Here is a 24,942-nt window from a genome sequence, read left to right as displayed (position 1 = left end):
CGCGCGTGACCCGCGAGTCAGGCGGCGACCGGCGTGCGCGGCTGTCGCCCCGCGAAAGCGGCGAGCCGCTCCAGCGGGCTGGCGTCCGCGGGCGCCGGGACCTCGTCACCGAAGGACCGGCCGCGCCCACCGGGGACGATCTGCTCGGCGAGCCCGTGCACGTAGCCGACGAGCTCGTCGCTGACCTGCATGGGCTTGCCACTGCCTCGGGACATGTCCCAGGTGTGCAGCAACAGCTCGACCGGGATGATGCTGGCAGCGTAGGTCGCTGGCATCTGCCCGCCGCCAGGGCCAGGGACCGTCCCCTCCAGGCCACGAGTCCGCCACCCGGCGATCATCTGGGCACCCATCACGGCGACCTTGTTCTCCAGCGTTCCGGTGCCAGGGTTCACGACCTGTACCCCGGCCATCGCACCGAGCGACTCCAGCGAGGCGAACAGGTGCAGAGCCAGGTCGTGGCAGGTGAAGTCGGTGCACGGGGTCTGCTTGGGCTGGTCCTCGGCAGTCAGCCGGACGAGCACCGACTGCAGCACGGCCAGCACTGCCTGCGCCGCCGTCAGCTCGTCGAGCGGGTCCGGCACCGCCGTCCACTCGTCCGGCCCGGCGTCCCCGGCAACGGCAGCGCGCTCAAGCCGGGACAGGTAGTGGTTCCAGCCCTCGGCGTGCTGCTGCTCCTGCTGGTCGTCCAGCCCCTCGTGGACCAGGGTGACCTCGGTCCCGCCGTCCACCGCCTGCAACGTGATCGCCACGGTGGAGGTGTCGGGCGGCAGGTCGTTCGAGCCCTCCCAGCCCCAACCGAAGACCACGCGACGGCCGGGCTCCAGGACGCGGTAGGTGCCGGAGGCGACGTGGCCCGGGGTGATCGTCCAGTGGTAGTCGCCGCCGACCCGCAGGTCGACGGTGGCCGACACCGCCTGCCAGCGACGCAGTCGCGCGGGCTCGGTCACCAGGGCGAAGGCGTCGTCGAGCCCGACTGGCAGGGTCACGGTCTTGGAGAACATCAGCGGTCCGCCTCATTCTGTTGCTGGTTGGGTCTGGAGTGCAGGGTGCGCGCATCGGCGACGAGCAGGTCGAGCTCGGTGGTCCAGAACAGGTCGATCTCGGCCTGCAACCGACGCAGGCCGGTGGGGTCGACTCGGTAGATCCGTTCGCGGCCGACCTTGTCGGCCTGCACCAGGTCGACCGAGGCGAGCAGCAGCAGGTGCTGCGAGATCGCCGACCTGGTCACCGGGAACTCGGCCGCGATGCTGCTGACGGTGCGCGGGTGCGCCGCCAGCAGCTGCAGGATGCGTCGTCGCGTCGGCTCGGCCGCGGCCGACAGCGCATCCGTCACAGGCGTGCCTCCTCCGGGCTGGTCACATGCCCGGCAGGGGCTGCGCCTCATGCACTTCGACCTCGTAACCGCCGGACAGGTTCAGGTGCGGGTGGTTGCGCGTCAGGGCGAGGGCGGCATCGAGATCGCCGGCCTCGAGGATGGAGTAGCCGGAGACCTGACGGGTGCTCGGCGACGTCCCATTCTTGGTAACTCGGACCCCCCGGTTGACCGGAGCCCCGAAGTCGACCATCGCGCTGCCGACCTCGGCGGCCCACGCGTTCCACTCCCCCATCACGGCGCCCATCTGCGCGGGGTCCGGTGGCGGGGCGTCATTGGCCGTCATCGGTGCGTAGTAGACGAACAGGTACTTGGCCATGGGAGCCTCCTGGTCTTCGGGATCGACAACACGTTAGCCGTCGCTAACGCATTCCACAAGACCTCCGGACCGCTCGAGCTGCGCACAGGCTGATCGACGCTGCCCTCGGCCTAGCCAACCCGTCGTGGCGGCCAAGTCTGAGCACCGAGCTCACGGGAGAGGGCGCGAGCGGTCTCACGGACGAGGTCACGGGCCTGGTGGGTGCCGAGCTCGCCACCGGAGGGGATGACGACGCCGATGGCGCCCACGGCCTCGCCGGTCGAGTCGAACACCGGGCTGGCCAAGGCGCTCTCACCGATGATGGCCTCGTCCTCCTCGACCGCGATGCCGGTGGATCGCACGGTCTCCAGCTGCTCACCGAGCGCGTCGGCCGCCGTGAGCGTCTCGCCGGTCATGCTGCGCAGTCCACCAGACGTCAGGATCCGCTTCTCGTCCTCCGGCAGGAACGCGAGCATCGCCTTGCCGAGCGCGCTGGCGTGGACCGGGATGACGATGCCGACCTCGGGCATCTGGCGGCTGCCGTCCGGGCGGGGCTCGTGGTGGATGATCACGACGTCGTCGATGAGCAGCACGCCGGTGCGCACTGCGAAGCCGGTTCGTCGAGCGAGGTCCTCGGCCCAGGGGATGGTCTTGGAGCGCAGCTCGAGGGTGTCCAGGTAGACGTTCCCCAGGCGCAGGACGGCCGGCCCGAGCTGGTAGCGGCTGGACCCGCGCTCCTGGACGACCATCCCGTGCTCGACCAGCGTCCGGACGATGCCATGGGTGGTCGACGGGGCGAGCTCCAGCCGCGTCGCCAGCTCGGACAGGCTCATCCGACGGGCCCCCTGGAGTGCGGTGAGCACCCGGATGGCCCGGTCGACGGACTGGATCACGCGCTACCCCTCCTGTCGTGTGAGCAATTTCACGAAAACTCTTGCGCACTAGTGAATCACGGGCGTAGCGTCCGCGTCACATTCGACTATATCGAATGCTATTCGAACCGCGGGTGGAAGGGGCACGGCATGCTTGACGAGACCACGCTGTTCCAGCGGCTGGGTGCCGAGGTCATCGGGACGGCCTTCTTGGTGTTCATCGGAGTCGGGGCTGTGCCCGCCACCCTGATCGTCAACGGCGATGCGCCGTTCACGATGGCGGACCTCGGAATGATCTCCCTGGCCTTCGGCACCATCGTGGTGGCGACGGTCTACGCCCTCGGGCACATCGGCGGCAACCACATCAACCCTGCGGTCACGCTGGGACTGGCCGCTGCCGGCAAGTTCCCGTGGTCGCAGGTTCCGGCCTACATCGGTGCCCAGGTGGTGGGGGCCATCATCGGCGCGACCGCCATCATCGGCGTGCTCGGGCAGAAGGCCAGCGACGTCGGGCTCGGCGTCGCGTCCTACGGCGACATCAGCTGGACGCAGGCGTTCACGGCCGAGTTCGTCGGCACCTTCATCCTGGTGTTCACGATCTTCGGCGTCATCCACCGCAAGGCCGCAGCCGGCTTCGCCGGCGTGGCGATCGGCCTGGTCGTGTTCGCGGCGATCATCCCGGTGGCGCCGGCCACCGGCGCCTCGATCAACCCGGCTCGTACGGTGGGTCCCATGCTCGTGCAGCAGATCGCCGGTGGCGAGGTGAAGTGGCAGCAGCTGCCCGTCTACCTTGCGGCCGAGCTCCTCGCCGGCGTCGTGGCGGCGCTGCTGTACGGAGTACTCACCCGCACCCCCGCCGACCGCGCCGGCGCAGGCCCCGGCGTCGACCTCGCAGACCCCGAGCCTGAGCCGGCCGGAGCCCGCCAGGCCACCAACAGCAACGCCTGACCTCGGACGGACTCGGAAAGGGACATCATGAAGAAGCTGATCAACGACCCGAACGACGTCGTGGTCGAGGCGCTGCTCGGCATCGAGGCCGCCCACCCGGACCTTCAGGTCGACCACCAGAACAAGATCATCTACCGGGCCGGCGCCCCGAAGCAGGGCAAGGTCGGAATCATCTCCGGCGGCGGCTCCGGGCACGAGCCCCTGCACGGCGGCTTCGTCGGACTGGGCATGCTCGACGCCGCATGTGCCGGCGAGGTCTTCACCTCCCCGGTGCCGGACCAGATGCTGGCGGCCACCAAGCTGGTGGACGGCGGGGCAGGTGTTCTGCACGTCGTGAAGAACTACACCGGCGACGTGATGAACTTCGAGATGGCGGCCGAGCTCGCGGCCGCGGAGACCGGCGCGCGGGTCGTCTCCGTGGTCACCGACGACGACGTCGCCGTCCAGGACAGCACCTGGACCGCCGGACGTCGCGGTGTCGGCGTCACCGTGCTGCTCGAGAAGATCGCCGGCGCCGCGGCCGAGCAGGGCCGCGACCTGGACGCGGTGGCCAAGATCGCGCAGACCGTGAACGCCAACGGTCGCAGCATGGGCCTGGCCCTCACCTCGTGCACGGTCCCGGCGGTGGGCCACCCGACCTTCGACCTCGGCGAGGCCGAGATGGAGCTCGGCGTCGGCATCCACGGCGAGCCGGGTCGTCAACGGCTGCCCCTGGCCCCCGCCAAGGACATCGCGGAGATGCTGGTCGAGCCGATCCTCGCGGACCTGCCCTTCACCTCCGACGACCCGGTCATCGCCTTCGTCAACGGCCTCGGCGGCACCCCGCTGATCGAGCTGTACCTGATGTACAACGAGGTGAACAGGATCCTGAGCGGGCACGGCGTACAGATCGCCCGTTCCCTGGTCGGTTCGTACATCACCTCGCTGGACATGGCCGGCACGTCGGTCACCCTGCTCAAGGTCGACGACGAGCTGCTCTCGCTCTGGGACGCTCCGGTGAGTACTCCAGCTCTGAGATGGGGAATCTGACGCGATGAACGCGACCACGGCGGTCTTCGAGGAGTGGGTTCGCAGGTTCGCCACGCTGGTGGCCGCGAACCGCGACTACCTGACCGAGCTCGACGCGGCGATCGGCGATGCCGATCACGGGTCGAACATGGACCGAGGCATGCAGGCCGCCGTGGCCGCGTTGGACGAGGCGCCGTCGGCGTCGGCTGGTGCCATGTTCTCGAAGGTGGGGATGACGCTGGTCTCCACCGTGGGTGGCGCCAGTGGCCCGCTGTTCGGAACCTTCTTCCTGCGCATGGGCACGTCGCTGGGCGACTCCCAAGACCCGACACCGCTCGACGTCGCGACCGCGCTGCGGGCAGGGCTCGGCGGCGTGGTGGCTCGTGGCAAGGCCGAGCCGGGTGACAAGACCATGTACGACGCGCTCGCGCCGGCGGTCGACGCCCTGGACAACGCACTGGCGGCACAGTCCCCGCTCTCCGCCGGCCTCAAGGCGGCCCAGGAGGCCGCGGCAGCGGGACGAGACGCGACGACGCCGATGCTGGCCCGCAAGGGCCGGGCCAGCTACCTCGGTGAGCGCAGCGTCGGGCACCAGGACCCGGGCGCGACGACCGTTGCGCTGCTGATCGAGGCCGCTGCCGAGTCTGCGTTCTGAGCGGCCGCTCAGTGCGGCAACGAGTGACGAGCCGATGTCGAATCCGGCGCGAGGGAGGGAAGCGGACATGACACAGCCCAGAGCAGCTGCCACCGACGCGCCCGAGCCGCGCCACGAGGTCGGCCTGGTGGTCGTGTCCCACAGTCGCGCGCTCGCCCGGGCTGCGGTGGCGCTGGCGGCAGAGATGCTGCACGGGCGACCGGTCAGGATCGAGATGGCCGCCGGCCTGGACGACGCCACGTTCGGGACGGACGCCGTCGGCATCAAGGAGGCCATCGAGCGAGCCGACGGCCCGGCGGGGGTGGTCGTGCTGATGGACCTCGGCAGCGCCGTCCTCAGCGCCGATCTCGCGCTCGACCTGCTCGCCGACCCGTCCGCGCGAGACCGGGTGACGCTCTCCCCGGCACCGATCGTCGAGGGGCTGATCGTAGCGGCCGTGGCTGCCGCCGGCGGAGCCAGCCGTGCCGAGGTCGCCGGCGAGGCGCGCGGGGCCCTGCTGGGCAAGGCCGCCCACCTGTCGTCGTCGGTTGAGGACGCCGCACAGGGTGCCCCGCCCGACGCCGCGTCGGCGGCTCAGCCGGACGCCGAGGTCGTGGGGGTCTTCTCGGTCGACAACCCGCACGGACTGCACGCGCGGCCGGCGGCCCGGCTGGTCAGTGAGGTGCGCGGGCTCGACGCGTCGGTCGAGCTGCGCAACCTGAGCACGGGAGCCGGACCAGTGCCCGCCAGCAGCCTGAGCCGGGTCGCAACTCTCGCCGCCCTGCAGGGACACCAGGTCGAGGTCCGAGCGGTCGGGCCGCAGGCCCACGAAGCGGTCGAGCACCTGCTGACCCTGGCTCAGCGCAGGTTCGACGAACCCGTGGGGACGACGTCCAAGCCGGCACCGGTGCCGAGCGCATCGGGTGGGCCGCTGGCCGCGGCGCCCGGGATCGCGATCGGGCCGGTCCGCCGGTTGACCAGCGTGCCGGTCGACGTCACCCAGCCTGCGGTGGCGGAGCCAGCGGCGGAGTGGCGGCGGATCGTCGAGTCGATCGCCGCGGTGCGACGGGAGATCGAGCACGTGCGCGTCCTGACCAGCCGGGAGGTCGGTGCCGAGGAGGCGAGCATCTTCGACGCGCACCTTTCCCTGCTCGGCGACGGTGAGATGCTCGCCGACGTCAAGGCGCGCATCGGCACCGGCGTCGGAGCGGTCCCCGCCTGGGCCGCCTGCCTGTCCGAGGTCGAGCGCCAGTGGGCGCAGCTGCCCGACCCTTACCTGCGCGAGCGCGCCGAGGACGTCCGCGCCGTCAGCGACCAGGTGCTGCGCGCGCTGACCGGCGAGCCCGCCCGGCAGTCGATGGCCGAAGGGGTGCTGGTCGCGCGGGACCTGACTCCGGCCGAGGCAGCCGGGCTCGACGCCGAGCTGGTGACCGGGGTCGTGCTCGCGCAGGGAAGTCCCACCTCCCACGCCGCGATCCTCGCCCGGGCGCGCGACATCCCGCTCGTCGTGTCCGCCGGACGCGACGTCCTCTCCGTCCCAGAGGGCACCACGATCGTCCTGGACGGCAGCTCCGGTGAGGTGCACGTCGATCCCTCGCCAGCGCAGCTCGATCGGTTCCGCCGTCGGGCGCAGGAACTCGCGGAGCGCCGATCGCGGGAGCTCGCTCTCGCCGAGCAGCCGGCGCTGTCCCGGGACGGGACCGCGTTCGCGGTGCTGGCCAACGTGGGGTCGGTGGCCGACGCCCGGGCCTCGCTCTCGGCCGGGGCGGACGGCGCCGGGCTGGTGCGCACCGAGTTCCTGTTCCTTGGTCGAGGGGCCGCTCCTGACATCGACGAGCAGCAGGCGGAGTACCAGGCCATCGCCGAGGCGTTGTCCGGGCGACGAGTCACGCTGCGCACCCTCGACGTGGGCGGCGACAAGCCAATGTCGTACCTGCCGGTGCCCTTCGAGGAGAACCCCTTCCTGGGACGGCGGGGCATCCGGCTCAGCCTCGACCACCGAGACCTGCTGCGCGATCAGCTGGTGGCGATCTGCCGGACGGCGCAGGGCTCCCCCACCAATGTGATGTTCCCGATGGTCTCGACCCTGGGTGAGCTGCACGAGGCGCGCCAGGTGCTGCTCGACGCGGCCGGTCCGACCGGCCCCCCGGACGACCTGCGGGTCGGGATGATGGTCGAGGTCCCGGCCGCGGCGCTCAAGATCGAGACGTTCCTGCCATACCTGGACTTCGTCAGCATCGGCACCAACGACCTGACCCAGTACACGCTCGCCGCCGAGCGGGGCAACGGCGCCGTGGCAGCCCTGTCCGACGCCCTCGATCCTGCTGTCCTGCAGCTGATCGACCACGTCTGCCGGGCGGCCCGGAGGCGCGTGGACGTCGCCGTGTGCGGCGAGGCCGCCTCGGACGAGCTGGCGATCCCCGTCCTCGTCGGGCTCGGGGTTCGCGAGCTCAGCGTCTCGCCCTACGCGGTCCCGCGGGTCAAGGCCGCGGTCCGGGAGCTGGACGTCGAGCAATGCATCGCCTTGGCGCAGAAGGCACTGACGCTTGCTGGCGCCGATGACGTGCGCAAGCTCGTGCTGAGCGCCATCTCGGAGCCCACTGGCTGAGAGCCGCCCCAGCTCCAGCGCGCCCTACCGTGGCAGACGTGCAGATCGAACGCGGAGTCATGGGCTCCCTGCCCTGGGCGGCGGTCGGCTCCGGCAGTCCGGTCGTCGTGCTGGCTGGGCTGTCACCGTCGACCGGCGTCCAGGGCGACGGTTTCGTGCGCTCGGTGCTGGCTCCCGTGCGGCAGCTGGAGAACCGCCGCCGACTGCTTGCGCTCAACCGTCGGCCCGGCCTGCCAGGCGATCTGACGATGGCCCGGCTGGCACAGGAGCACGCCGAGGCACTGCGCGCCGAGTTCGACCAGCCGGCCGACGTCGTCGGGGTCTCGACCGGGGGCAGCATCGCCCAGCAGCTCGCGGCCGAGCACCCGGACACAGTGCGCCGCCTGGTGCTGATCAGCAGCGCCTGCCGGCTCGGGCCAACCGGCCGCGACGGGCAGGCGGCGATGGCCGCCGAGCTGCGTGCCGGGCGCGATCGGCAGGCCGCCGCGGTCGCGGCGGCCGCGCTGGTTCCCTGGGCCGGTCCGGTCGCCCGGGGCGCCGGCTGGCTGGCTGGACGGCGACTTCTCGCCACACCGGCCGCCCGCGCGGACCTGCTCGCCACCCTCGAGGCAGAGGACGAGTTCGACCTCGCCCGCTGCGCGGGCCAGATCACAGCGACGACGCTGATCGTGGCCGGTGGACGCGACCGGTTCTACAGCCCAGCCCTGTTCGCCGAGACTGCCGCGTTGATCCCGCGGAGCCGGTTATCCGTCTTCGCCCGGCGCGGGCACATCAGCGTGGCGCGCGACCGCCGTGCGCTCGCCCAGATCGCCGGATTCCTCGGCTAGAACGTCGTGGATGATCGTCGAAGTTGATCACGGCGCGGAGCCATTCAGCTTCGCCGGTCCTTTCTTCACCAGCTCAGTCTCCCGGAAGCGCGAGCCGAGACGAGGCTGGCCAGGACCACGAAGTCGGTGCAGTGCGCGTGCTCGCCCGGTCCGAGGGGATCTCGGTTCGGGGTCGCGGCCTTCCGGGCGAACGTCGGCACGGGCATCGTGCGGACGCTCGACGGCGTCTTCGGCGGGCCGAAGTGGACGTCGCAGGCCGCAGATCGCGACGGCGGCGCCCGACACGACGCTGGCGAGCGCGACCGTCGTTGAGTCCATGTCGTCGTCCTCCTGGCCTTCTGCGCTAGCCGCCGAGCGTGATCGTGGCGACGATGAGTAAACCGGTCGCGATGACGAGTGCCCATGTCGCGAAGACGAGTCGGCCCGCCGTCTTTTCCTGGGCGAGCGCGACCCGCGCTTGCAGCTCGGCGACCGCACCGGCGTGCTGGGCGGCACTGCCGGGGGTCGTGCGGGTTGCTACCACGGACGGATGCCACCAGATCGTCAAACGGATGCGGAAGCGGGTAACGCTCGCTGGGCGTTGGCGAACACATACCCGCAGGTCAGAGCCATATCGCCGCAGGACAGAGACCGGCTTATACGTTGAAGCGGAACTCCACGACGTCGCCGTCCGCCATCACGTAGTCCTTGCCCTCGATCCGCACCTTGCCGCGGGACTTGGCCTCGGCCATCGAGCCGGCTGCGACGATCTCGTCGAACGAGACGATCTCGGCCTTGATGAACCCGCGCTGGAAGTCGGTGTGGATCACCCCTGCGGCCTGCGGCGCCGTCCAGCCCTGGTGGATCGTCCAGGCGCGCGTCTCCTTCGGACCCGCCGTCAGATAGGTCTGCAGCCCCAGCGTCGCGAAGCCCACCCGGGCCAGCTGGTCCAGCCCGGCCTCGTCCTGGCCGATGCCGGCAAGCAGCTCGGCGGCGTCCTCGGGATCCAGCTCGGCCAGCTCGGCCTCGACCTTGGCGTCCAGGAAGATCGCTTCGGCCGGCGCGACCAGCTCGCGCAGGGACGCCATCAACGCCTCGTCCGCCAGCCCGTCCTCGTCCACGTTGAACACGTAGATGAACGGCTTCGCGGTGAGCAGTGACAGCTCGCGCACGTCAGCCGGGTCGATCCCAGCGGCCGCACCGCCCGCGTACAGCGTCGTGCCCTGCTCGAGGATCGCCCGCGCCGCCCTGGCACCCTCGAGCACCCTGGCGTCTGTCTTCTTGCCCTTGACCTCCTTCTCGAGCCGCGGGATCGCGTTCTCGAGGGTCTGCAGGTCGGCCAGGATCAGCTCGGTGTGGATCGTCTCGATATCGGACGCCGGGTCGACCTTGCCGTCCACGTGCACGACGTCCGGGTCGCCGAAGGCGCGGATCACCTGGCAGATCGCGTCGGCCTCGCGGATGTTGGCCAGGAACTTGTTGCCCAGTCCCTCACCCTCGCTGGCGCCGCGCACGATGCCGGCGATGTCGACGAACGAGACCGTCGCAGGCAGAATCCGGGCGCTGCCGAAGACCTCGGCCAGCTTGGGCAGCCGCTCGTCCGGCAGCGGGACCACACCGACGTTGGGCTCGATGGTCGCGAACGGGTAGTTCGCGGCGAGCACCTCGTTCTTGGTGAGGGCGTTGAACAGGGTGGACTTGCCGACGTTGGGCAGTCCGACGATTCCGATGGTGAGGGCCACGAGGACGAGAGTCTACCGGCCGCGCGAGCGTGCCCGACCACGCGCCGAGAACGACGGGACGACATGCCGAGCGGCTTGCGTGCCATTGGGCCATTCGGGTGGGACATTGCCCGGCATGGATGCCTCAATCGCCGCCGAGCTGCTGGTGGCGCTGCTGGTGGGTGCCTTGGTCGGCGGGCTGGGTTTTCGTGCCCTGTCCGCCGCACGCCGCGTCGTCGCGGCCGCTGAGCGGGATCTCGCGCGTCTTCGTGCGAGCGATCTCGCGACCGGACACCCGCCCGCCCGGCAGAAGGTCCGTCTCTAGCCGCGGCGACCGGCTGCGCAGTCCACGACCCCAACGGCACCGGCCTCGCTGTCGGTGCCCGCTGCCAGGGTGGCCGACATGAACGGGTGGATCCTCTTCGCACTGCTTGCCGGCCTCGCGCTCGGCGGGTTGCTCGGTGCCTTCGGCGCGCGCGCCTGGGCACTGGTGCACACGGCTGCCGGCGAGGCCGAGCGCGAGCTGCTGCGGCGACGGGTGGTCGACCTCGAGGCCGAGTCCAGCCAGGACCGCGAGCTCGCGTCGGTGCTCGGTCCGCTGCGCGACAGCCTGACCAGGGTCGAGCGGCAGGTCGGTGTGCTCGAACGCGACCGGGTCGAGCAGTTCGCCCGGCTCGACGAACAGCTGATGGCCGTCGCCGCCTCGGGTGAGGCACTGCGCGGGCAGACCGCCGCGCTGGTCGGGGCGCTGCGCTCCTCCAACACCCGCGGCACCTGGGGTGAGACCCAGCTGCGCCGGGTCGTCGAGCACGCCGGGATGCTGGCCCGGGTCGACTTCGTCGAGCAGGCCTCCGCAAGGTCACCGGACGGCGGGGTGGTCCGGCCCGACCTGGTGGTCCGACTGCCCGGCGGCAAGCAGCTCGTGGTCGACGCCAAGGCTCCGCTGACCGCGTTCCTGGACGCCAGCAACTGCGACGACGAGACCGAGCGGCGACGGCTGCTCGGGGCGCACGCCAAGGCGCTGCGCGGCCACGTCGACGTCCTCGCGGCGCGCGCCTACTGGCAGGCCTTCACCCCGACCCCGGAGATGGTGGTCTGCTTCGTGCCGGGCGACGCGATCCTGGCGGCCGCGCTGGACGCCGATCCCGGCCTGCACGAGGCGGCCATGGGCCGTCGGGTGGTACTGGCCTCCCCCGCGACCCTGTTGGCGCTGCTGCGCACCGTGGCGTTCACCTGGCAGCAGGACGCGCTGTCCGGCAACGCCCGCGAGCTGTTCGAGGTGGGCAAAGAGCTGTACAGCCGGATCGGCACGTTGGGCGAGCACTCGATGAAGCTGGGCCGCACCCTGCACCGCGCGGTCGAGGACTACAACGCGCTCGTCGGCACCCTGGAGCGGCGGGTGCTGGTGACCGCGCGACGGATGAACGACCTCGACCTGACCGACCAGACGCTGCCCCAGGTGGCACCGATCGAGACGACGCCACGGGCGCTGACCGCCGTCGAGCTGCTGCTGGGCGACCGCGGGCTGGTGGACGGCACGACGGACCGGCCCGACGAGCCCCCCGCCCGCCGTGACGTTGGTTGAGCCGACCCGGCCAGTCAGCAGCGCGCGGGACGAGTGCTCAGGTGAGCGCCTGCGCGCCTTGGGCGGCCTGCGCGGCCTCGGCCGCTTTCAGGTCGCGGCGCAGCTCGCGCGGCAACGAGAACAGCAGGCTCTCCTGAGCCGAGACGACCTCGTCGACCTCGCCGTAGCCGCGCTCAGCCAGCCACGCCAGGACGTCGCGGACCAGCACCTCGGGAACGCTCGCGCCGCTGGTCAACCCCACCGTGGTCACCCCGTCCAGCCAGGACGGGTCGATCTCGTCGGCATAGTCCACCAGGTGACCGGCGCGGGCGCCGTGCTCCAGCGCCACCTCGACCAGCCGCACCGAGTTCGAGGAGTTGGTCGAGCCGACCACCAGCATCAGGTCGACCTGCGGGGCGATCTGCTTCACCGCGACCTGGCGGTTCTGGGTGGCGTAGCAGATGTCGTCGCTGGGCGGGTCCTGCAGGCTGGGGAACCGATCGCGCAGCCGGCGAACCGTCTCCATCGTCTCGTCCACCGACAGCGTGGTCTGGGACAGCCACACCACCCGCTCGGGGTCGCGCACCGTTACGTTCGGCACGTCGTCCGGGCCGTCGACGAGCTGGATGTTCGCCGGCGCCTCACCGGCGGTGCCGACGACCTCCTCGTGGCCTTCGTGGCCGATCAGCAGGATGTCGAAGTCCTCACCGGCGAAGCGCACGGCCTCGTTGTGCACCTTGGTGACCAGCGGGCAGGTCGCGTCAATGGTCTTCAGCGACAGCCGTTCGGCCTCCACGTGCACCGACGGAGCGACCCCGTGCGCCGAGAACACCACCGTCGCCCCCTCGGGAACCTGGTCGGTCTCGTCCACGAAGATCGCGCCGCGCTTCTCCAGGGTCATCACCACGTGCTTGTTGTGCACGATCTGCTTGCGCACGTACACCGGCGCGCCGTACAGGTCGAGCGACTTCTCCACCGCGACCACGGCGCGGTCCACCCCGGCGCAGTAGCCACGGGGAGCGGCGAGCAGCACGCGCTTCGTCTGTCCAGTCACCCACCCATCGTAGGTGTCGGGCGTCCGAGCGCCCTGCGAGCCCGGCTGCGTAGGGTTGCGACGTGAGCGAGCAGCCCCGCAAGGTTCCGGAGTTCGCCCGCGAGACCACGGCGGAGCAACCGTGGCCGGTGCGGCTGCTGAGCACGAAGATGGCCGACTACGTGGCGAAGATGCCGCCGGTCTGGATCGAGGGGCAGGTCGTCCAGCTCACTCGGCGGCCGGGCCAGAACGTGGCCTTTCTCACGCTGCGCGACGCGGACGTCGACTTCTCGCTGCCGGTGACCACCAACGTGCGGGTGCTCGACGCCCTGGGCACGGACCTGGTGGACGGCGCCCGCGTCGTCGTGCACGCCAAGCCCGACTTCTGGGTCAAGCGCGGCACCCTGCAGCTGAACGCCGACGCGATCCGCCCGGTCGGCGTCGGCGAGCTGCTGGCTCGGGTCGAGCACCTCAAACGGCTGCTGCTCGCCGAGGGGCTGCTGGCCGCCAGCCGCAAGAAGGCGCTGCCCTTCCTGCCGGGCCGCGTCGGTCTGGTCTGCGGCCGGGCGAGTGCGGCCGAGCGCGATGTGGTCGAGAACGCGCGCCGACGCTGGCCGGCGGTCGAGTTCGCCATCCGGGAGGTCGCGGTGCAGGGACCCAACGCGGTGAGCGAGGTCCGGGCCGCCCTGCTCGAGCTGGACGCCGACCCCGAGGTCGAGGTGATCGTGATCGCGCGTGGCGGCGGCTCACTGGAGGACCTGCTGCCGTTCAGCAACGAGGCCTTGGTGCGTGCCGTCGCAGCGGCCAGGACCCCCGTGGTCAGCGCCATCGGTCACGAGGTGGACAGCCCGCTGCTCGACCTCGTCGCCGACGTCCGCGCGTCCACCCCCACCGACGCCGGGCGCCTCGTGGTGCCGGACGTCGGCGAAGAGCTGGCCGCGGTGCAGGCCGCGACCGACCGGCTGCGCCGTGCTGTCGGTCACCGGGTCGACCGCGAGCAGGCCACGCTGGACGCCCTGCGCTCGCGCCCCGTCCTGGCGAGCCCGCACACCCTGTTGGACAGCCGCGCGCAAGAGGTCGAGTCCGCCACCCACCGGGCCCGGCAGGCGCTGTCCGCCCGGCTCGACCGAGCGGTCGACGCCGTCCGGCACCTGCACGTCCAGGTCACCGCCCTGTCGCCGGCGGCGACGTTGCAGCGCGGGTACGCCGTCGTCCAGCGCGCGGACGGGCACGTCGTCCGCTCCCCCGACGACGTCGCGGCGGGGGCCTCGCTGCGCCTGCGGGTCGCCGGAGGGGAGCTCGCGGCGCACGCCGACTGACTGCCTGGACGGCGCAGGTCGTTGGCGGGCCAGGCTAGGGTCGGCGGGTGGCCGCCAAGCAGAAGAACGACGCCGACCAGAAGAACCAGGACGTCGCAGCACTGTCCTACGAGCAGGCGCGCGACGAGCTGGTGGACGTCGTGCGCCGGCTCGAGACGGGCGGGGCCAGCCTCGAGGAGTCGCTCGACCTGTGGGAGCGCGGCGAGGCGCTGGCCGCCCGGTGCCAGAGCTGGCTGGACGGCGCCCGCGAGCGGCTGGAGGCGGCCAAGCAGCGATCAGGCACCATGGAGTCGTGAGCAACCCTCAGCCTGCCCCGGCCCCGAGCAGCGAGCTCGAGCAGGCGGCCGACCTTGCAGCCCAGCGTCGGCTGCGCCGCGCCCGTGCGCCCTGGACCTCGATGGTGCTCTCGCTGGCTGTCGTGCTCGGCATCGCGTTCGTGCTCATCCTGCTCGTGCCTCGGGTCAACCAGGTCACCCAGCCGCCGGTCGACGTCCCGCTGGGAGCCAGGGCCGCAGCGGCTCAGGTGGACTTCACCCCGTCCGTGCCGGTCGGGCTACCGGACGGCTGGCGCGCCACCAGCGTGCGCACCACCAGGTCCACCGCCGACGTGATCACCTGGCACGCCGGCTTCCAGACGCCGGACCAGCAGTACGCGGCGTTCGAGCAGGGCAAGGACGCTCCGCAGGCGTGGGTCACCCAGCAGACCAACCGGGCGCCCACGGTCGGCACCCAGGAGGTGGCCGGCCAGACCTGGCAGCGCTACGCAGGTGGGCGGGCCAACCAGAACAGCCTGGTGCACACCAACGGTGCGGTGACCACGATCGTCACCGGCACAGCCTCCTTCGACGATCTCGCCGTACTGGCAGAGAGCCTGCGCCCGCCCGGCTGAGCCGCCACCAGCCCGATAGAGTCGGCACGCACCCCGCCCCGCCCACCGGCCCCACGCGAGGAGAACCATGCCCGACGACCTGACCACCCCGGGCGCGCTCCCCGAGAGCCTGCGCGTGTCCGCCGAGGAGCCGGACCGCAACCTGGCGCTGGAGCTGGTCCGGGTCACCGAGGCCGCCGCCATGGCCGGCGGCCGCTGGGTCGGGCGCGGCGACAAGAACGGCGCGGACGGCGCTGCCGTCAACGCGATGCGCAAGCTCATCGGCACGGTGTCGATGAACGGGGTCGTCGTGATCGGCGAGGGCGAGAAGGACGACGCCCCCATGCTGTTCAACGGCGAGCGGGTCGGCGACGGCACCGGCGCGGACTGCGACGTCGCGGTCGACCCGATCGACGGCACCAGCCTGACCGCCAACGGCCAGCCCAGTGCGATCGCCGTCCTGGCCGTGGCCGAGCGCGGCGCCATGTACGACCCCAGCGCGGTCTTCTACATGGACAAGCTGGTCACCGGCCCCGACGCGGCCGACGTCGTGGACATCACCGCACCGGTCGCGGAGAACATCGCCCGGGTCGCCAAGGCGAAGAACGAGGAGCCCGAGGACGTCACCGTGGTCATCCTGGACCGGCCACGGCACCAGCAGTTGATCGAGGAGGTCCGGGCCACCGGCGCGCGGATCCGGCTGATCTCGGACGGCGACGTCGCCGGCGCCATCATGGCGGCCCGACCCGACACCGGCGTCGACCTGCTGCTCGGCATCGGCGGCACGCCCGAGGGGATCATCTCGGCCTGCGCGATCAAGTGCCTCGGCGGCACCATCCAGGGCCGGCTCTGGCCGAAGGACGACGCCGAGCGCCATCGCGCCCTGGACGCCGGCCACGACCTGGACCGCGTGCTGCACACCGACGACCTGGTCAGCGGGGACAACGTCTTCTTCGTCGCCACCGGCATCACCGACGGCGAGCTGCTGCGTGGGGTGCGCTACCGGGCCGGCGGCGCGACCACGCACTCGTTGGTGATGCGGTCCAAGAGCGGCACCATCAGGGTGATCGAGAGCCACCACCGGCTGAGCAAGCTGCGGGCCTACAGCTCGGTGGACTTCGAGCACGGACGCTGAGCATGGCCACCCAGCCTGGCTACGACCCCACCCGGTTGCCGGACGACCTGCCCGTCCCGACCGACGACGGCGCCGCCGACCACCTGCCCGGCGCCGCGGTGCCGTCGGTGGCGCTGGCCGCGACCGACGGTGGGACCGTGGACGTCGCGAGCCTGGCCGGACGCACTGTGCTGTACGCCTACCCGCGCACCGGTCGTCCGGACACCGCGCCGCTGGTACCGGAGTGGGACCGGATCCCCGGTGCCCGCGGCTGCACGCCGCAGGCCTGCTCGATGCGCGACCTGCACGCCGAGCTGCGCGACGCCGGCGCCGACCGGGTGCTCGGCCTGTCAACCCAGCCGACGGACGACCAGCTCGAGGTCGTCCAGCGGCTGCACCTGCCCTACCCGCTGCTGTCCGACGAGGGCCTCGAGCTGGCGCGGGCGCTGCGGCTGCCGACCTTCGAGGCGGGCGGGCTGACCCTGCTGCGGCGCCTCACGCTGGTCGTCGACGACGCCGCGGTGACGCACTGCTTCTACCCCGTGTTCCCGCCCGATGCGCACGGCGAGGAGGTGCTGGCGTGGCTGCGCTCGAACCCGCGGTGAGCACCCCGTTGCTCGTGGTCGGCGAGTCGCTGGTCGACGTGGTGGTGCGGCCTTCGCAGGACGACGTGCACCGCTACGTCGGGGGCAGCCCGGCGAACGTCGCGATGGGACTGGCCCGGCTCGGTCACAGCGTGCAGTTCGCCACCCGGCTCGGCGACGACCCGGACGGCGCGCTGGTTCGCACCGCGCTGGAGTCCGACGGCGTTCGGCTCGCCTACGGCTGGCAGTCCCGGTCCCGGACGTCGACGGCCACCGCGACGTTGGACGCGGGCGGCTCGGCCAGCTACGTCTTCGACCTGGTCTGGGACCTGCCGCCGCTGGACGTCTCCGCCGCCGAGCACGTGCACACCGGATCGATCGCCGCGGCCTTGGGGCCGGGCGCCGCGGCGGTGCAGGTAGCGGTCAGCGCGGCGCACGCCCTCGGCGCGACGACGTCCTACGACCCGAACCTGCGCCCGCAGATCATCGGCACGGCCGACGCAGAACGGCCCGGCGTCGAGGCGCTGGTCGCCTCCAGCGACGTGGTCAAGGCCAGCGAGGAGGACCTCGAGTGGCTCTACGGCCCGGGCAGCACCCAACGAGTGGCCGCGCACTGGGCCACCACGGGCCCGGCACTGGTGGTCGTCACCCGCGGCGGCGAGGGCGCGCTGGCCTGGCGGGGAGCCGGATCGGCAGAGCCGATGACCGTTGCGCCACAACCGGTCCAGGTGGTCGACACGGTCGGTGCCGGCGACTCCTTCATGTCCGGCCTGCTGTCCGGGCTGGCCGACCAGGGTGTGCTCGGACGCGGTTGCCGGTCGGCCCTCGACGCGGCTGGGGACGACGTCGTCCGGGCTGCTCTGGACCGCGCGACCCGAACGTCCTCCATCACCTGCGGGCGGGCCGGATCGAACCCGCCGCACCGCGCCGAGCTCGGCTAGCAGCCAGCTCAGCTACCGCCCGGGCTCGGCGTCCGGGGTGGGCACCCCGACCACCAGCACGGCGATGTCGTCCCGGTGCTCCTCCTGGGCCGAGAAGGCCCGGACCGAACCCACCACCTCGTGCACGATGTGCGCCGGCGGCGTCCCGGCCAGCCGGGACAGCAGCTCGATCAGCCGTTGCTCGCCGAACGCCTCCATCCCGCGGCGGGCCTCGGTCACGCCGTCGCTGAACATCACCAGGTACTCCCCGGGGCGCAGCCCGAGCCGGACGTCGTGCAGCTCGGGGTCGGACAGCACCCCGAGCAGGCTGCCCGGCACACCCACCTCGCTGACCACGCCGCGGTCGCTGACGAACATCGGCCGTGGGTGGCCGCCCAGCGAGAGCAGGACCTCCGCCGAATCCTCCCCCGGCTCGACCGTGGCCAGGGCCATCGTGCAGAACCGCACGTCCCCGGCCGGGTCGAGACCGCTGTCATCCGAGATCGCGTCGCTGACGCGCGCCAGCACCCGTGAGGGCAGCCAGCCCAGCGCGGTCAGCGCGATCGTGGTGTGCCGGGCGAGCGCAGTGAGCGTCGCCGCCCCCGCGCCCTTGCCGACCACGTCACCGAGCATCAGCGCCCACCGGCCGGAGCCGATCGTGCGAACGTCCAGGAAGTCGCCGCCGATGCTCGTCTCCGCCTCGGCGGGGTCGAGCACCGCAGCCACCTGCAGACCGGGGATCTCGGGCAGCCGCAGCGGGTACAGACCGCGGCGCAGCGTCTCGATGATGCCCGTGCGCTCGGCCACCAGCTCACGCAGCCGGCGCTCGACGTCCCGCTGCGCGGTGACGTCACGCAGCACGACGAGCCGGCCGGACGACGGCGCGCCGCCACCGGGTAGCGGGCTCAGGGTCACCGCCAGGTCGAGCACGCCACCGTCCCGGCCGCGCGCCCGGGCGGTCGTGGAGGCCGCCTCCTGCAGCGGCGTGGACTCGAAGAGCCCGGACAGCTGGCTCAGCACGTCGTGCACCTCACGGCCGACCAGCGTGGACTCCCGTTCGCCGACCAGGGACGCCGCCGCGGGGTTCACGTCGACGATGCGGCCCTGCAGGTCCAGCACCAGGACGGCGTCCGGGAGCTGCTCGACGACCTGCTTGCGACCCATCGGCACGAGGTCCGACAGCTTGAACCGGAAGAAGCCCCACACCAGCACGAAGCCCGCGACGCTGAAGCCGATCGGCGTCGGGTCGATCGGGAAGTACTCCTCGAAGCCCAAGTTGTAGGCGATGTTCAGCAGCAGGGGCAGCACGCAGGAGCCGACCAGCAGCCAGGCACCGGCTCGGCGGCGGGTCACCGCCAGCGTCGCCACCACGATCAGCCCGATCGCCACCGACACCAGCGCGTAGCTGTAGACGGCGTTCACCCAGAACAGCGGTCCAGTCTGCGCCACCGCGTACTCGCCGTAGGGCGCGTCCGCCGGGACGGAGCGGACCAGGTGCTGGGTCGCCGGGATCGACAGCGCACCGAGCACCACGACCGGCTCGATCGACAGCAGCGCGAGGTTCGTCAGGGTCAGCGACCGGATCCGGCCGGTGTACTCCAGCGCGAACACCAGCAGGGCCGGTGGCAGCAGGACGATCCCGACGTACTTGATGTCGCCCCACACCGCCTGGTCGGCGGGGTCCGGCAGCGCCACCTCGACCGCGTTGCACACGGTCCACACGCCGGCCGCGAGCAGCAGCACGGTCAGCGCAGGCCCGCCCGCCACCCGCCGGTGGCTCCACACGTAGCCGGCCACGGCGAGGTAGCCTGCGGCAACCAGACCCAGGACGACCGACAGCGCGACCAGATCGTTGCTCACGTCACCCCTCCGCCGCCAAGATAATCGACGGTGGGGCGGCAGGGCATCCGGCGAACCGGTGAACCTCCCACCGAGTTTCGTGAACGGTACGGCCAGAGCGGCGCGAGCTCGTGACCGGCGCGGTAGGTAATCTGGGATCGCCCTTGACATCCGCCAAGCCAGAGGTCTGCGATGCCCGAGCCCGAGTTCGTCTACGAGGACCTGCTGCCGATCGGCAGCGACACCACGCAGTACCGCCTGCTGACCAGCCAGGGCGTGCGCGCAGTGGACGGCCCGGGCGGGCGGACCTTCCTGGAGGTGGACGCCGAGGCGCTGCGGCTGCTCACCGACACCGCGATGCACGACATCGCGCACTACCTGCGCCCGGCGCACCTGGCCCAGCTTCGTTCGATCCTGGACGACCCCGCAGCCAGCAACAACGACAAGTTCGTCGCGCTGGACCTGCTGAAGAACGCGAACATCGCGGCCGGCGGGGTGCTGCCGATGTGCCAGGACACCGGCACCGCGATCGTGATGGGCAAGCGCGGGCAGCACGTGCTCACCGCCGGCACCGACGAGCAGGCGCTGTCCCAGGGCGTCTTCGACGCCTACACCCGACTGAACCTGCGTTACAGCCAGCTCGCGCCGCTGAGCATGTGGGAAGAGAAGAACACCGGGTCGAACCTTCCGGCGCAGATCGAGCTGTACGCCGACACCACCCCGGGGCACGAGACGACGTACAAGTTCCTGTTCATGGCCAAGGGCGGCGGCTCGGCCAACAAGTCGTTCCTCTTCCAGGAGACCAAGGCCGTGCTGAACCCGGCCGGCATGCGCCGCTTCCTGGACGAGAAGCTGCGAGCGCTGGGCACCGCCGCCTGCCCGCCGTACCACCTGGCCATCGTGGTCGGCGGCACCTCGGCGGAGTTCGCGCTGAAGACCGCCAAGTACGCCTCGGCCAAGTACCTGGACTCGCTGCCGACGTCCGGATCCCTTGCCGCGCACGGGTTCCGGGACGTCGAGCTGGAGCAGCAAGTGCTCGAGATGACCCGCGAGTTCGGGATCGGCGCGCAGTTCGGCGGCAAGTACTTCTGCCACGACGTGCGGGTCGTGCGGCTGCCGCGGCATGGTGCGTCCTGCCCGGTGGCGATCGCGGTGTCCTGCTCGGCCGACCGCCAGGCGATGGGCAAGATCACCGCCGAAGGGGTGTTCCTGGAGGCTCTGGAGACCGACCCCGCGCGGTTCCTGCCGGAGACGACCGAGGAGCACCTCGCGACATCCGAGCTGGCCCAGCGCGCCCGGGTCGAGTCGACGTCCGGCGACGACGTGGTGCGGATCGACCTGAACCGGCCGATGGTCGAGGTCCGCGCCGAGCTGTCCCGCTATCCCGTGACCACGCGGCTGTCGCTGAGCGGTTCGCTCGTGGTGGCCCGGGACATCGCGCACGCCAAGATCAAGGAGCTGCTGGACGCCGGCCAGCCGATGCCGCAGTACCTGCGCGACCACGCGGTCTACTACGCCGGGCCGGCCAAGACGCCGCAGGGCTACGCGTCGGGGTCGTTCGGGCCGACCACAGCCGGGCGGATGGACTCCTACGTCGAGCAGTTCCAGGCGGCCGGCGGGTCGCTGGTGATGCTGGCCAAGGGCAACCGCAGCAGCGCGGTGACCGCGGCCTGCGCGGCGCACGGCGGCTTCTACCTCGGCTCGATCGGCGGGCCGGCGGCCCGGCTGGCGCAGGACTGCATCAAGCACGTCGAGGTCCTGGAGTACCCCGAGCTGGGGATGGAGGCGGTCTGGAAGATCGACGTCGAGGACTTCCCGGCGTTCATCGTGGTCGACGACAAGGGAAACGACTTCTTCGCGACCATCACGAAGCCGCTGGCCACCACCATCCCGGTCGGCCCCCGCAGCTGACCGCCGCCCCCACCCCTTGCGTCGGAAGAACTGGTCGCTATTGCGGCCGAGGCTTCGGACGCAGCGGGCAGCCGGCGGCGCGCAGGGCCTGCTCCACCTGGTCCAGGAACCTGTCCGGCATCACCCGGAGACCGACGTTGGGAATCCGCTGGAACAGCTGGCTGCCGGCCATGCTGGCCACGTGCTGGCGCAGGGTGTCGTCCATCCAGGGCCCGACATCGAGGTGATGGACGCCGTCGATCTCCGCCACCACGCCCCACGGGTCCCACCGGACGTCCAGGTACATCACGCCGTCACCGCGCCGCCGGCGCACCTGCCGGGACGGCTCAGGCAGCCCGCGATCCCGGCAGAGCCGCGCGAAGTTCCGCTCACCCAGGCTCTGCACGCCGCCGGCGACGTCGGCCAGCACTCCCTCCAGCGGACCCCGCGTTGCGTGGGGGGGTGGGTCAGCGGCGGGGGCGCAGCCAGCGGGACAGGCGGGGCCGGACGACGAACGCCTCGGCCTGCAGCGCGGCGACCGCTACCCGGGGCAGGTCGGCACCCCGGCCGAAGCACACCATCCGCGGCTCCCACCGCGGGTGGTACTTGGCGTTGGCCCGGTACAGCGACTCGATCTGCCACCAGCGGGACAGCTTGAGCAGCAGCGAGCGCCACAGCCGCAGGATCGGCCCGGCGCCTACCTGACCGCCCCGCTCCAGAGCCGACCGGAAGACCGCGAAGTTCAGCGACACCCGCTGCACGCCGAGCTCCGCTGCGTGCCGGGCCAGCGTGGCCACCAGGAACTCCATCGTGCCGTTCTCGCTGGACCGCGAGCGCCGCATCACGTCCAGCGACAGCCCGTCCGTGCCCCACGGGACCAGCGACAGCACGGCCACCAGCCGGCCCTGCTCGTCGCGGGCGCGGACCACCACCACCTCCGGGTCGAGGGGGTCGCCGAGCCGTCCGAGGGCCATCGAGAAGCCGCGTTCGACGTCCCCGTCGCGCAGCGCTTCCGCGGCCCGCACGAGCTCGTCCACCTCGGTCGGGTCCAGGTCCTTCTGCCGGACCACGGCCGCCGTATAGCCGGCTCGCTCCACTCGCGAGACGGCCTGGCGGATGCCGCGCATGTCACGCCCGGACAGCGAGAACGTGCTCAGGTCGAGCACCGCCTCGTCGCCGACCTCGAGCGCGTCCAGCCCGGCCCGGACGTAGGCGGTGGCGCCGCTCTGGCTGGCCCCGAGCACGCCCGGGGTCCAGGCATACCGCTCGGCCTCGCCCAGCCAGGCGGCGATCGCGCCGGGCCAGGCCTCCGGGTCGCCGATCGGGTCGCCCGAGGCGAGGGTGACGCCGTCCACCACCCGGTAGGCGATGGCTGCCTTCCCACTGGGCGAGAACATCGCCGACTTGTCCCGGCGCAGCGCGAAGTAGCCGAGGGAGTCGCGGGAGCCGTGCCGGGCCAGCAGCTCGCGCAGCCGCGCCTCGTCGGACTCCCCCAGCTCGGCCGGCTTGCGCCGTGGCGAGAGCAGGATGGCCAGCACGATCAGCACCGTGGCCGCGCCCAGCCCGGTCAGTACGACGTTGGTCAGGTCGGCGAGCTCGGGACGGCGGTAGGGCAGGTCGGGGAAGAACCCGAACAGGCCCCGCACGGTCTGGCCGAGGACGGCGACGCTGTCCGCGTCGGGTGCGGTGCGGGCGGTCAACGCCAGTCCGGCACCGAAGGCGACTGCCCCGGTCAGCAGGCCGGCACGCAGGGCCAGCCACCGCGAAGACGGCTCGGAGCGGGCCCAGAACTCGGCCCGGGTCCAGATCAGCAGCACGGCCATCGAGACGTTGAGCCCGGCGGCGACCCAGTTGTGGGCGCGCAGGTAGAGCAGCGCGGCGACCACGACCAGGCCGAGCACGATCCGCCAGGCGCGACGCTTGCGCCGGGCGATCCCGCGCGCCACGACGAGCATCACGGCGGCCAGCACGATCACCACCGCGATCGTGGCGCCGTCCACCACCGCGTCCTGCACCTCGCGCCGGTGGGGGCCGGTGCGGGTGAACAGCGAGAGCAGCGACAGCAGCGACACCGCCCGGACCACCCAGGCGACCAGCGACGGCACCCGGCTGCGCAGCGGTGCGACGCGGTTCGAGCCCGCCTCGCTCGCGGCCGCCTTGCGCGCGCCGTCCGAACGCCCCTCGTTCACGGCCGCCACGGTAGTGAGCATGATGATGCGGTGAGCAGCGGCACCCTCCCCCGCCGGACGGGGCTGTGGTTGGGCGTCGCGGCCGGCCTGCTCAACGTGAACTTCCTGCTCGAGCTGGTGCTGACCCACCGCTCGCCCATCATGACCACGATGGTCAGCGACCTGGCCACCAGCGGGCGCGAGCTGTTCTGGGCGTTCCGGGCCGCGGATGCGACGTCGGCGGTGCTGCTGCTGGTGCTCGCGGTGCTGGCCTGGCGGTGCTGCCGCACCCGGACGTGGCGGGCCGGCACCGTCCTGCTCGGGGTCTTCGCGGCGTCCACGTTGCTGGCCGTGCTCTTCCCGGAGCACTGCGCGATGTCCACCGACGCCTCGTGCCCGACCCGGCTGGTGGACCAGGGCCTGGACGACGCCGTGCACGACCTGATCAGCAGCGTCGGGACGTCGTGCGGGGTGCTGGCCTGCCTGGTTTTCGCGGCGGCCAGCCGGGGACGACGGGCCGAGCTGGTCTGCCACCTGGTGGCCGGGGTGCTGGCCGCAGCGTTGGGTCTGGTCTTCGTGTCCACCCAGCAGGCCGGTGCGGTCGCGATGCTGGGGCTGACCCAGCGCGCGCAGATCGTGGTGCTGTCAGCGTGGTACGCCGTGGTCGGCTGGTCGGTGGACGGCCACCGCGCGGCCCGGGCCCGGGCACCTGCGACGATGCCGTCGTGAGCGACGCGAGCGATGGACGACGGACGCCGGCTCAGGCCTGGGCGGAGCTGCAGGCCGGCAACGAGCGGTTCGCCCGCGGCCACTCGGCCAACGCGGACAAGGACCTGGCGCGACGGGCCGAGGTCGCCGTCAGCCAGCACCCGTTCGCCCTCGTCTTCGGCTGCGGTGACTCACGGGTGTCCGCCGAGATCGTCTTCGACCAGGGGCTCGGGCGGCTCTTCGTGGTGCGTACCGCAGGCCACGTGGTGGACTCCGGCGTGCTCGGCTCCGTCGAGTTCGGCGTCGGCTACCTGTCCATCCCGCTGGTCGTCGTGCTCGGCCACGACTCGTGCGGGGCGGTCAGCGCGACCATCGACGCGGTCGAGTCCGGCATCCTGCCGGCCGGATTCGTGCGGGACATCGTCGAGCGGGTCACCCCGAGCGTGCTGGCCGCGCAGCGGGCCGGCCGCAGCTCCACCGAGGAGGTCGAGGCGGAGCACGTCCGGCAGACCGTGCGGCTGCTGGTCGACCGTTCGGCGATGCTGTCGGACGCCGTGCTGCGCGGTGCGCTGGCTGTGGTCGGGCTGGTCTACGCGCTCGACGACGGCCGGGTGAGCGTCGTCGAGGTGATCGGCGACGTCGCCGGTGCGAGCGACATCGAGGACTGA

The 24,942-nt window shown here is 72.0% G+C and carries 26 protein-coding genes; 16 read left to right on the top strand and 10 right to left on the bottom strand.

Annotated elements, in window-relative coordinates; genetic code table 11:
• Positions 1-17: 17 nt before the first annotated feature.
• The 4 genes from ACPPVT_RS05300 to ACPPVT_RS05285 all read right to left on the bottom strand — a co-directional run bounded on the left by ACPPVT_RS05300 (position 18) and on the right by ACPPVT_RS05285 (position 2,563).
• Positions 18-1,001 (bottom strand): TIGR03086 family metal-binding protein, encoded by a 984-nt coding sequence (locus tag ACPPVT_RS05300; RefSeq protein WP_426565983.1) that lies wholly within the window; start codon positions 999-1,001, stop codon positions 18-20.
• Positions 1,001-1,333 (bottom strand): ArsR/SmtB family transcription factor, encoded by a 333-nt coding sequence (locus ACPPVT_RS05295; RefSeq protein ID WP_426565982.1) that lies wholly within the window; start codon positions 1,331-1,333, stop codon positions 1,001-1,003. Before ACPPVT_RS05295 ends, ACPPVT_RS05300 begins: the two co-directional genes overlap by 1 nt.
• 22 nt (positions 1,334-1,355) lie before the next feature.
• Positions 1,356-1,691 (bottom strand): YciI family protein, encoded by a 336-nt coding sequence (locus ACPPVT_RS05290; protein ID WP_426565981.1) that lies wholly within the window; start codon positions 1,689-1,691, stop codon positions 1,356-1,358.
• A 110-nt stretch (positions 1,692-1,801) separates the two neighbouring features.
• Positions 1,802-2,563, bottom strand: coding sequence for an IclR family transcriptional regulator (locus ACPPVT_RS05285; RefSeq protein ID WP_426565980.1), 762 nt, complete (start codon positions 2,561-2,563; stop codon positions 1,802-1,804).
• A gap of 129 nt (positions 2,564-2,692) precedes the next feature.
• On the opposite strand from ACPPVT_RS05285, the gene ACPPVT_RS05280 reads away from it, so the two are divergent.
• The 5 genes from ACPPVT_RS05280 to ACPPVT_RS05260 all read left to right on the top strand — a co-directional run bounded on the left by ACPPVT_RS05280 (position 2,693) and on the right by ACPPVT_RS05260 (position 8,567).
• A complete protein-coding gene (locus tag ACPPVT_RS05280) occupies positions 2,693-3,490 on the top strand; it encodes an MIP/aquaporin family protein (protein WP_426565979.1) in 798 nt (265 codons plus the stop codon).
• A 27-nt stretch (positions 3,491-3,517) separates the two neighbouring features.
• Complete coding sequence (dhaK, locus tag ACPPVT_RS05275; protein ID WP_426565978.1) at positions 3,518-4,519, top strand: dihydroxyacetone kinase subunit DhaK; 1,002 nt, start codon at positions 3,518-3,520, stop codon at positions 4,517-4,519.
• Positions 4,520-4,523: 4 nt separating this feature from the next.
• Positions 4,524-5,153, top strand: a complete 630-nt coding sequence (gene dhaL / locus ACPPVT_RS05270; protein ID WP_426565977.1) for a dihydroxyacetone kinase subunit DhaL — start codon at positions 4,524-4,526, stop codon at positions 5,151-5,153.
• Between the two features lie 67 nt (positions 5,154-5,220).
• Entirely contained in the window at positions 5,221-7,740 is a 2,520-nt protein-coding gene (gene ptsP / locus ACPPVT_RS05265; protein ID WP_426565976.1) for a phosphoenolpyruvate--protein phosphotransferase, read from the top strand.
• 38 nt (positions 7,741-7,778) lie between these two features.
• Positions 7,779-8,567 (top strand): alpha/beta fold hydrolase, encoded by a 789-nt coding sequence (locus ACPPVT_RS05260; RefSeq protein WP_426565975.1) that lies wholly within the window; start codon positions 7,779-7,781, stop codon positions 8,565-8,567.
• A gap of 343 nt (positions 8,568-8,910) precedes the next feature.
• On the opposite strand, the gene ACPPVT_RS05255 is transcribed toward ACPPVT_RS05260, so the two are convergent.
• Positions 8,911-9,090 carry a hypothetical protein gene (locus ACPPVT_RS05255; protein WP_426565974.1) on the bottom strand — a complete coding sequence of 60 codons (180 nt, stop codon included), beginning with the start codon at positions 9,088-9,090 and terminating at the stop codon, positions 8,911-8,913.
• A gap of 112 nt (positions 9,091-9,202) precedes the next feature.
• On the bottom strand, positions 9,203-10,288 hold the full coding sequence (ychF, locus tag ACPPVT_RS05250; protein WP_426565973.1) for a redox-regulated ATPase YchF: 1,086 nt from the start codon (positions 10,286-10,288) through the stop codon (positions 9,203-9,205).
• A gap of 115 nt (positions 10,289-10,403) precedes the next feature.
• On the opposite strand from ychF, the gene ACPPVT_RS05245 reads away from it, so the two are divergent.
• Positions 10,404-10,592: a hypothetical protein gene (locus ACPPVT_RS05245; RefSeq protein ID WP_426565972.1), complete on the top strand. Its 189-nt coding sequence runs from the start codon at positions 10,404-10,406 to the stop codon at positions 10,590-10,592.
• A 78-nt stretch (positions 10,593-10,670) separates the two neighbouring features.
• Positions 10,671-11,852, top strand: coding sequence for a DNA recombination protein RmuC (locus ACPPVT_RS05240; protein ID WP_426565971.1), 1,182 nt, complete (start codon positions 10,671-10,673; stop codon positions 11,850-11,852).
• Positions 11,853-11,889: 37 nt separating this feature from the next.
• On the opposite strand, the gene ACPPVT_RS05235 is transcribed toward ACPPVT_RS05240, so the two are convergent.
• A complete protein-coding gene (locus ACPPVT_RS05235; RefSeq protein WP_426565970.1) occupies positions 11,890-12,885 on the bottom strand; it encodes a 4-hydroxy-3-methylbut-2-enyl diphosphate reductase in 996 nt (331 codons plus the stop codon).
• A 62-nt stretch (positions 12,886-12,947) separates the two neighbouring features.
• Here ACPPVT_RS05235 and xseA point away from each other — a divergent pair, with 62 nt between their 5' ends.
• From xseA to ACPPVT_RS05205, 6 genes are all read left to right on the top strand, one after another.
• Positions 12,948-14,183, top strand: a complete 1,236-nt coding sequence (xseA, locus tag ACPPVT_RS05230; protein ID WP_426565969.1) for an exodeoxyribonuclease VII large subunit — start codon at positions 12,948-12,950, stop codon at positions 14,181-14,183.
• Positions 14,184-14,230: 47 nt separating this feature from the next.
• Entirely contained in the window at positions 14,231-14,479 is a 249-nt protein-coding gene (locus ACPPVT_RS05225; protein WP_426565968.1) for an exodeoxyribonuclease VII small subunit, read from the top strand.
• A complete protein-coding gene (locus ACPPVT_RS05220; RefSeq protein ID WP_426565967.1) occupies positions 14,476-15,072 on the top strand; it encodes a DUF4245 domain-containing protein in 597 nt (198 codons plus the stop codon). Before ACPPVT_RS05225 ends, ACPPVT_RS05220 begins: the two co-directional genes overlap by 4 nt.
• A gap of 67 nt (positions 15,073-15,139) precedes the next feature.
• Positions 15,140-16,186, top strand: coding sequence for a class II fructose-bisphosphatase (gene glpX, locus ACPPVT_RS05215; protein ID WP_426565966.1), 1,047 nt, complete (start codon positions 15,140-15,142; stop codon positions 16,184-16,186).
• 2 nt (positions 16,187-16,188) lie between these two features.
• Positions 16,189-16,770, top strand: coding sequence for a peroxiredoxin (locus ACPPVT_RS05210; RefSeq protein ID WP_426565965.1), 582 nt, complete (start codon positions 16,189-16,191; stop codon positions 16,768-16,770).
• A complete protein-coding gene (locus ACPPVT_RS05205) occupies positions 16,746-17,690 on the top strand; it encodes a carbohydrate kinase family protein (RefSeq protein ID WP_426565964.1) in 945 nt (314 codons plus the stop codon). Before ACPPVT_RS05210 ends, ACPPVT_RS05205 begins: the two co-directional genes overlap by 25 nt.
• A gap of 12 nt (positions 17,691-17,702) precedes the next feature.
• Here ACPPVT_RS05205 and ACPPVT_RS05200 read toward each other — a convergent pair whose 3' ends face one another.
• Positions 17,703-19,529 (bottom strand): histidine kinase N-terminal 7TM domain-containing protein, encoded by a 1,827-nt coding sequence (locus ACPPVT_RS05200; protein WP_426565963.1) that lies wholly within the window; start codon positions 19,527-19,529, stop codon positions 17,703-17,705.
• Positions 19,530-19,700: 171 nt separating this feature from the next.
• Here ACPPVT_RS05200 and ACPPVT_RS05195 point away from each other — a divergent pair, with 171 nt between their 5' ends.
• Positions 19,701-21,419 (top strand): fumarate hydratase, encoded by a 1,719-nt coding sequence (locus ACPPVT_RS05195; protein ID WP_426565962.1) that lies wholly within the window; start codon positions 19,701-19,703, stop codon positions 21,417-21,419.
• A gap of 37 nt (positions 21,420-21,456) precedes the next feature.
• Here the strand turns inward: ACPPVT_RS05195 and ACPPVT_RS05190 are convergent, their stop codons facing one another.
• Complete coding sequence (locus ACPPVT_RS05190) at positions 21,457-21,828, bottom strand: hypothetical protein (RefSeq protein ID WP_426565961.1); 372 nt, start codon at positions 21,826-21,828, stop codon at positions 21,457-21,459.
• A gap of 37 nt (positions 21,829-21,865) precedes the next feature.
• On the bottom strand, positions 21,866-23,587 hold the full coding sequence (locus tag ACPPVT_RS05185; protein ID WP_426565960.1) for a phosphatidylglycerol lysyltransferase domain-containing protein: 1,722 nt from the start codon (positions 23,585-23,587) through the stop codon (positions 21,866-21,868).
• 30 nt (positions 23,588-23,617) lie between these two features.
• Between ACPPVT_RS05185 and ACPPVT_RS05180 the strand changes: the two genes are divergently transcribed.
• Positions 23,618-24,295 (top strand): DUF998 domain-containing protein, encoded by a 678-nt coding sequence (locus tag ACPPVT_RS05180; protein WP_426565959.1) that lies wholly within the window; start codon positions 23,618-23,620, stop codon positions 24,293-24,295.
• Positions 24,292-24,942 (top strand): carbonic anhydrase, encoded by a 651-nt coding sequence (locus tag ACPPVT_RS05175; RefSeq protein ID WP_426565958.1) that lies wholly within the window; start codon positions 24,292-24,294, stop codon positions 24,940-24,942. Before ACPPVT_RS05180 ends, ACPPVT_RS05175 begins: the two co-directional genes overlap by 4 nt.

It is taken from the genome of Angustibacter sp. McL0619, assembly GCF_049994355.1.
GTDB lineage: Bacteria > Actinomycetota > Actinomycetes > Actinomycetales > Angustibacteraceae > Angustibacter.
Note: the sequence above shows the minus strand (reverse complement) of the source record. Positions and strands in the feature narration are given on the sequence as shown.

Excerpts from the sequence above, each read along its gene's own strand:
- ACPPVT_RS05300 (WP_426565983.1), bottom strand. The coding sequence starts at position 1,001 with ATGTTCTCCAAGACCGTGACCCTGCCAGTCGGGCTCGACGACGCCTTC.
- ACPPVT_RS05290 (WP_426565981.1), bottom strand. The coding sequence starts at position 1,691 with ATGGCCAAGTACCTGTTCGTCTACTACGCACCGATGACGGCCAATGAC.
- ACPPVT_RS05280 (WP_426565979.1), top strand. The coding sequence starts at position 2,693 with ATGCTTGACGAGACCACGCTGTTCCAGCGGCTGGGTGCCGAGGTCATC.
- dhaK (WP_426565978.1), top strand. The coding sequence starts at position 3,518 with ATGAAGAAGCTGATCAACGACCCGAACGACGTCGTGGTCGAGGCGCTG.
- dhaL (WP_426565977.1), top strand. The coding sequence starts at position 4,524 with ATGAACGCGACCACGGCGGTCTTCGAGGAGTGGGTTCGCAGGTTCGCC.
- ptsP (WP_426565976.1), top strand. The coding sequence starts at position 5,221 with ATGACACAGCCCAGAGCAGCTGCCACCGACGCGCCCGAGCCGCGCCAC.
- ACPPVT_RS05245 (WP_426565972.1), top strand. The coding sequence starts at position 10,404 with ATGGATGCCTCAATCGCCGCCGAGCTGCTGGTGGCGCTGCTGGTGGGT.
- ACPPVT_RS05240 (WP_426565971.1), top strand. The coding sequence starts at position 10,671 with ATGAACGGGTGGATCCTCTTCGCACTGCTTGCCGGCCTCGCGCTCGGC.
- glpX (WP_426565966.1), top strand. The coding sequence starts at position 15,140 with ATGCCCGACGACCTGACCACCCCGGGCGCGCTCCCCGAGAGCCTGCGC.
- ACPPVT_RS05210 (WP_426565965.1), top strand. The coding sequence starts at position 16,189 with ATGGCCACCCAGCCTGGCTACGACCCCACCCGGTTGCCGGACGACCTG.
- ACPPVT_RS05195 (WP_426565962.1), top strand. The coding sequence starts at position 19,701 with ATGCCCGAGCCCGAGTTCGTCTACGAGGACCTGCTGCCGATCGGCAGC.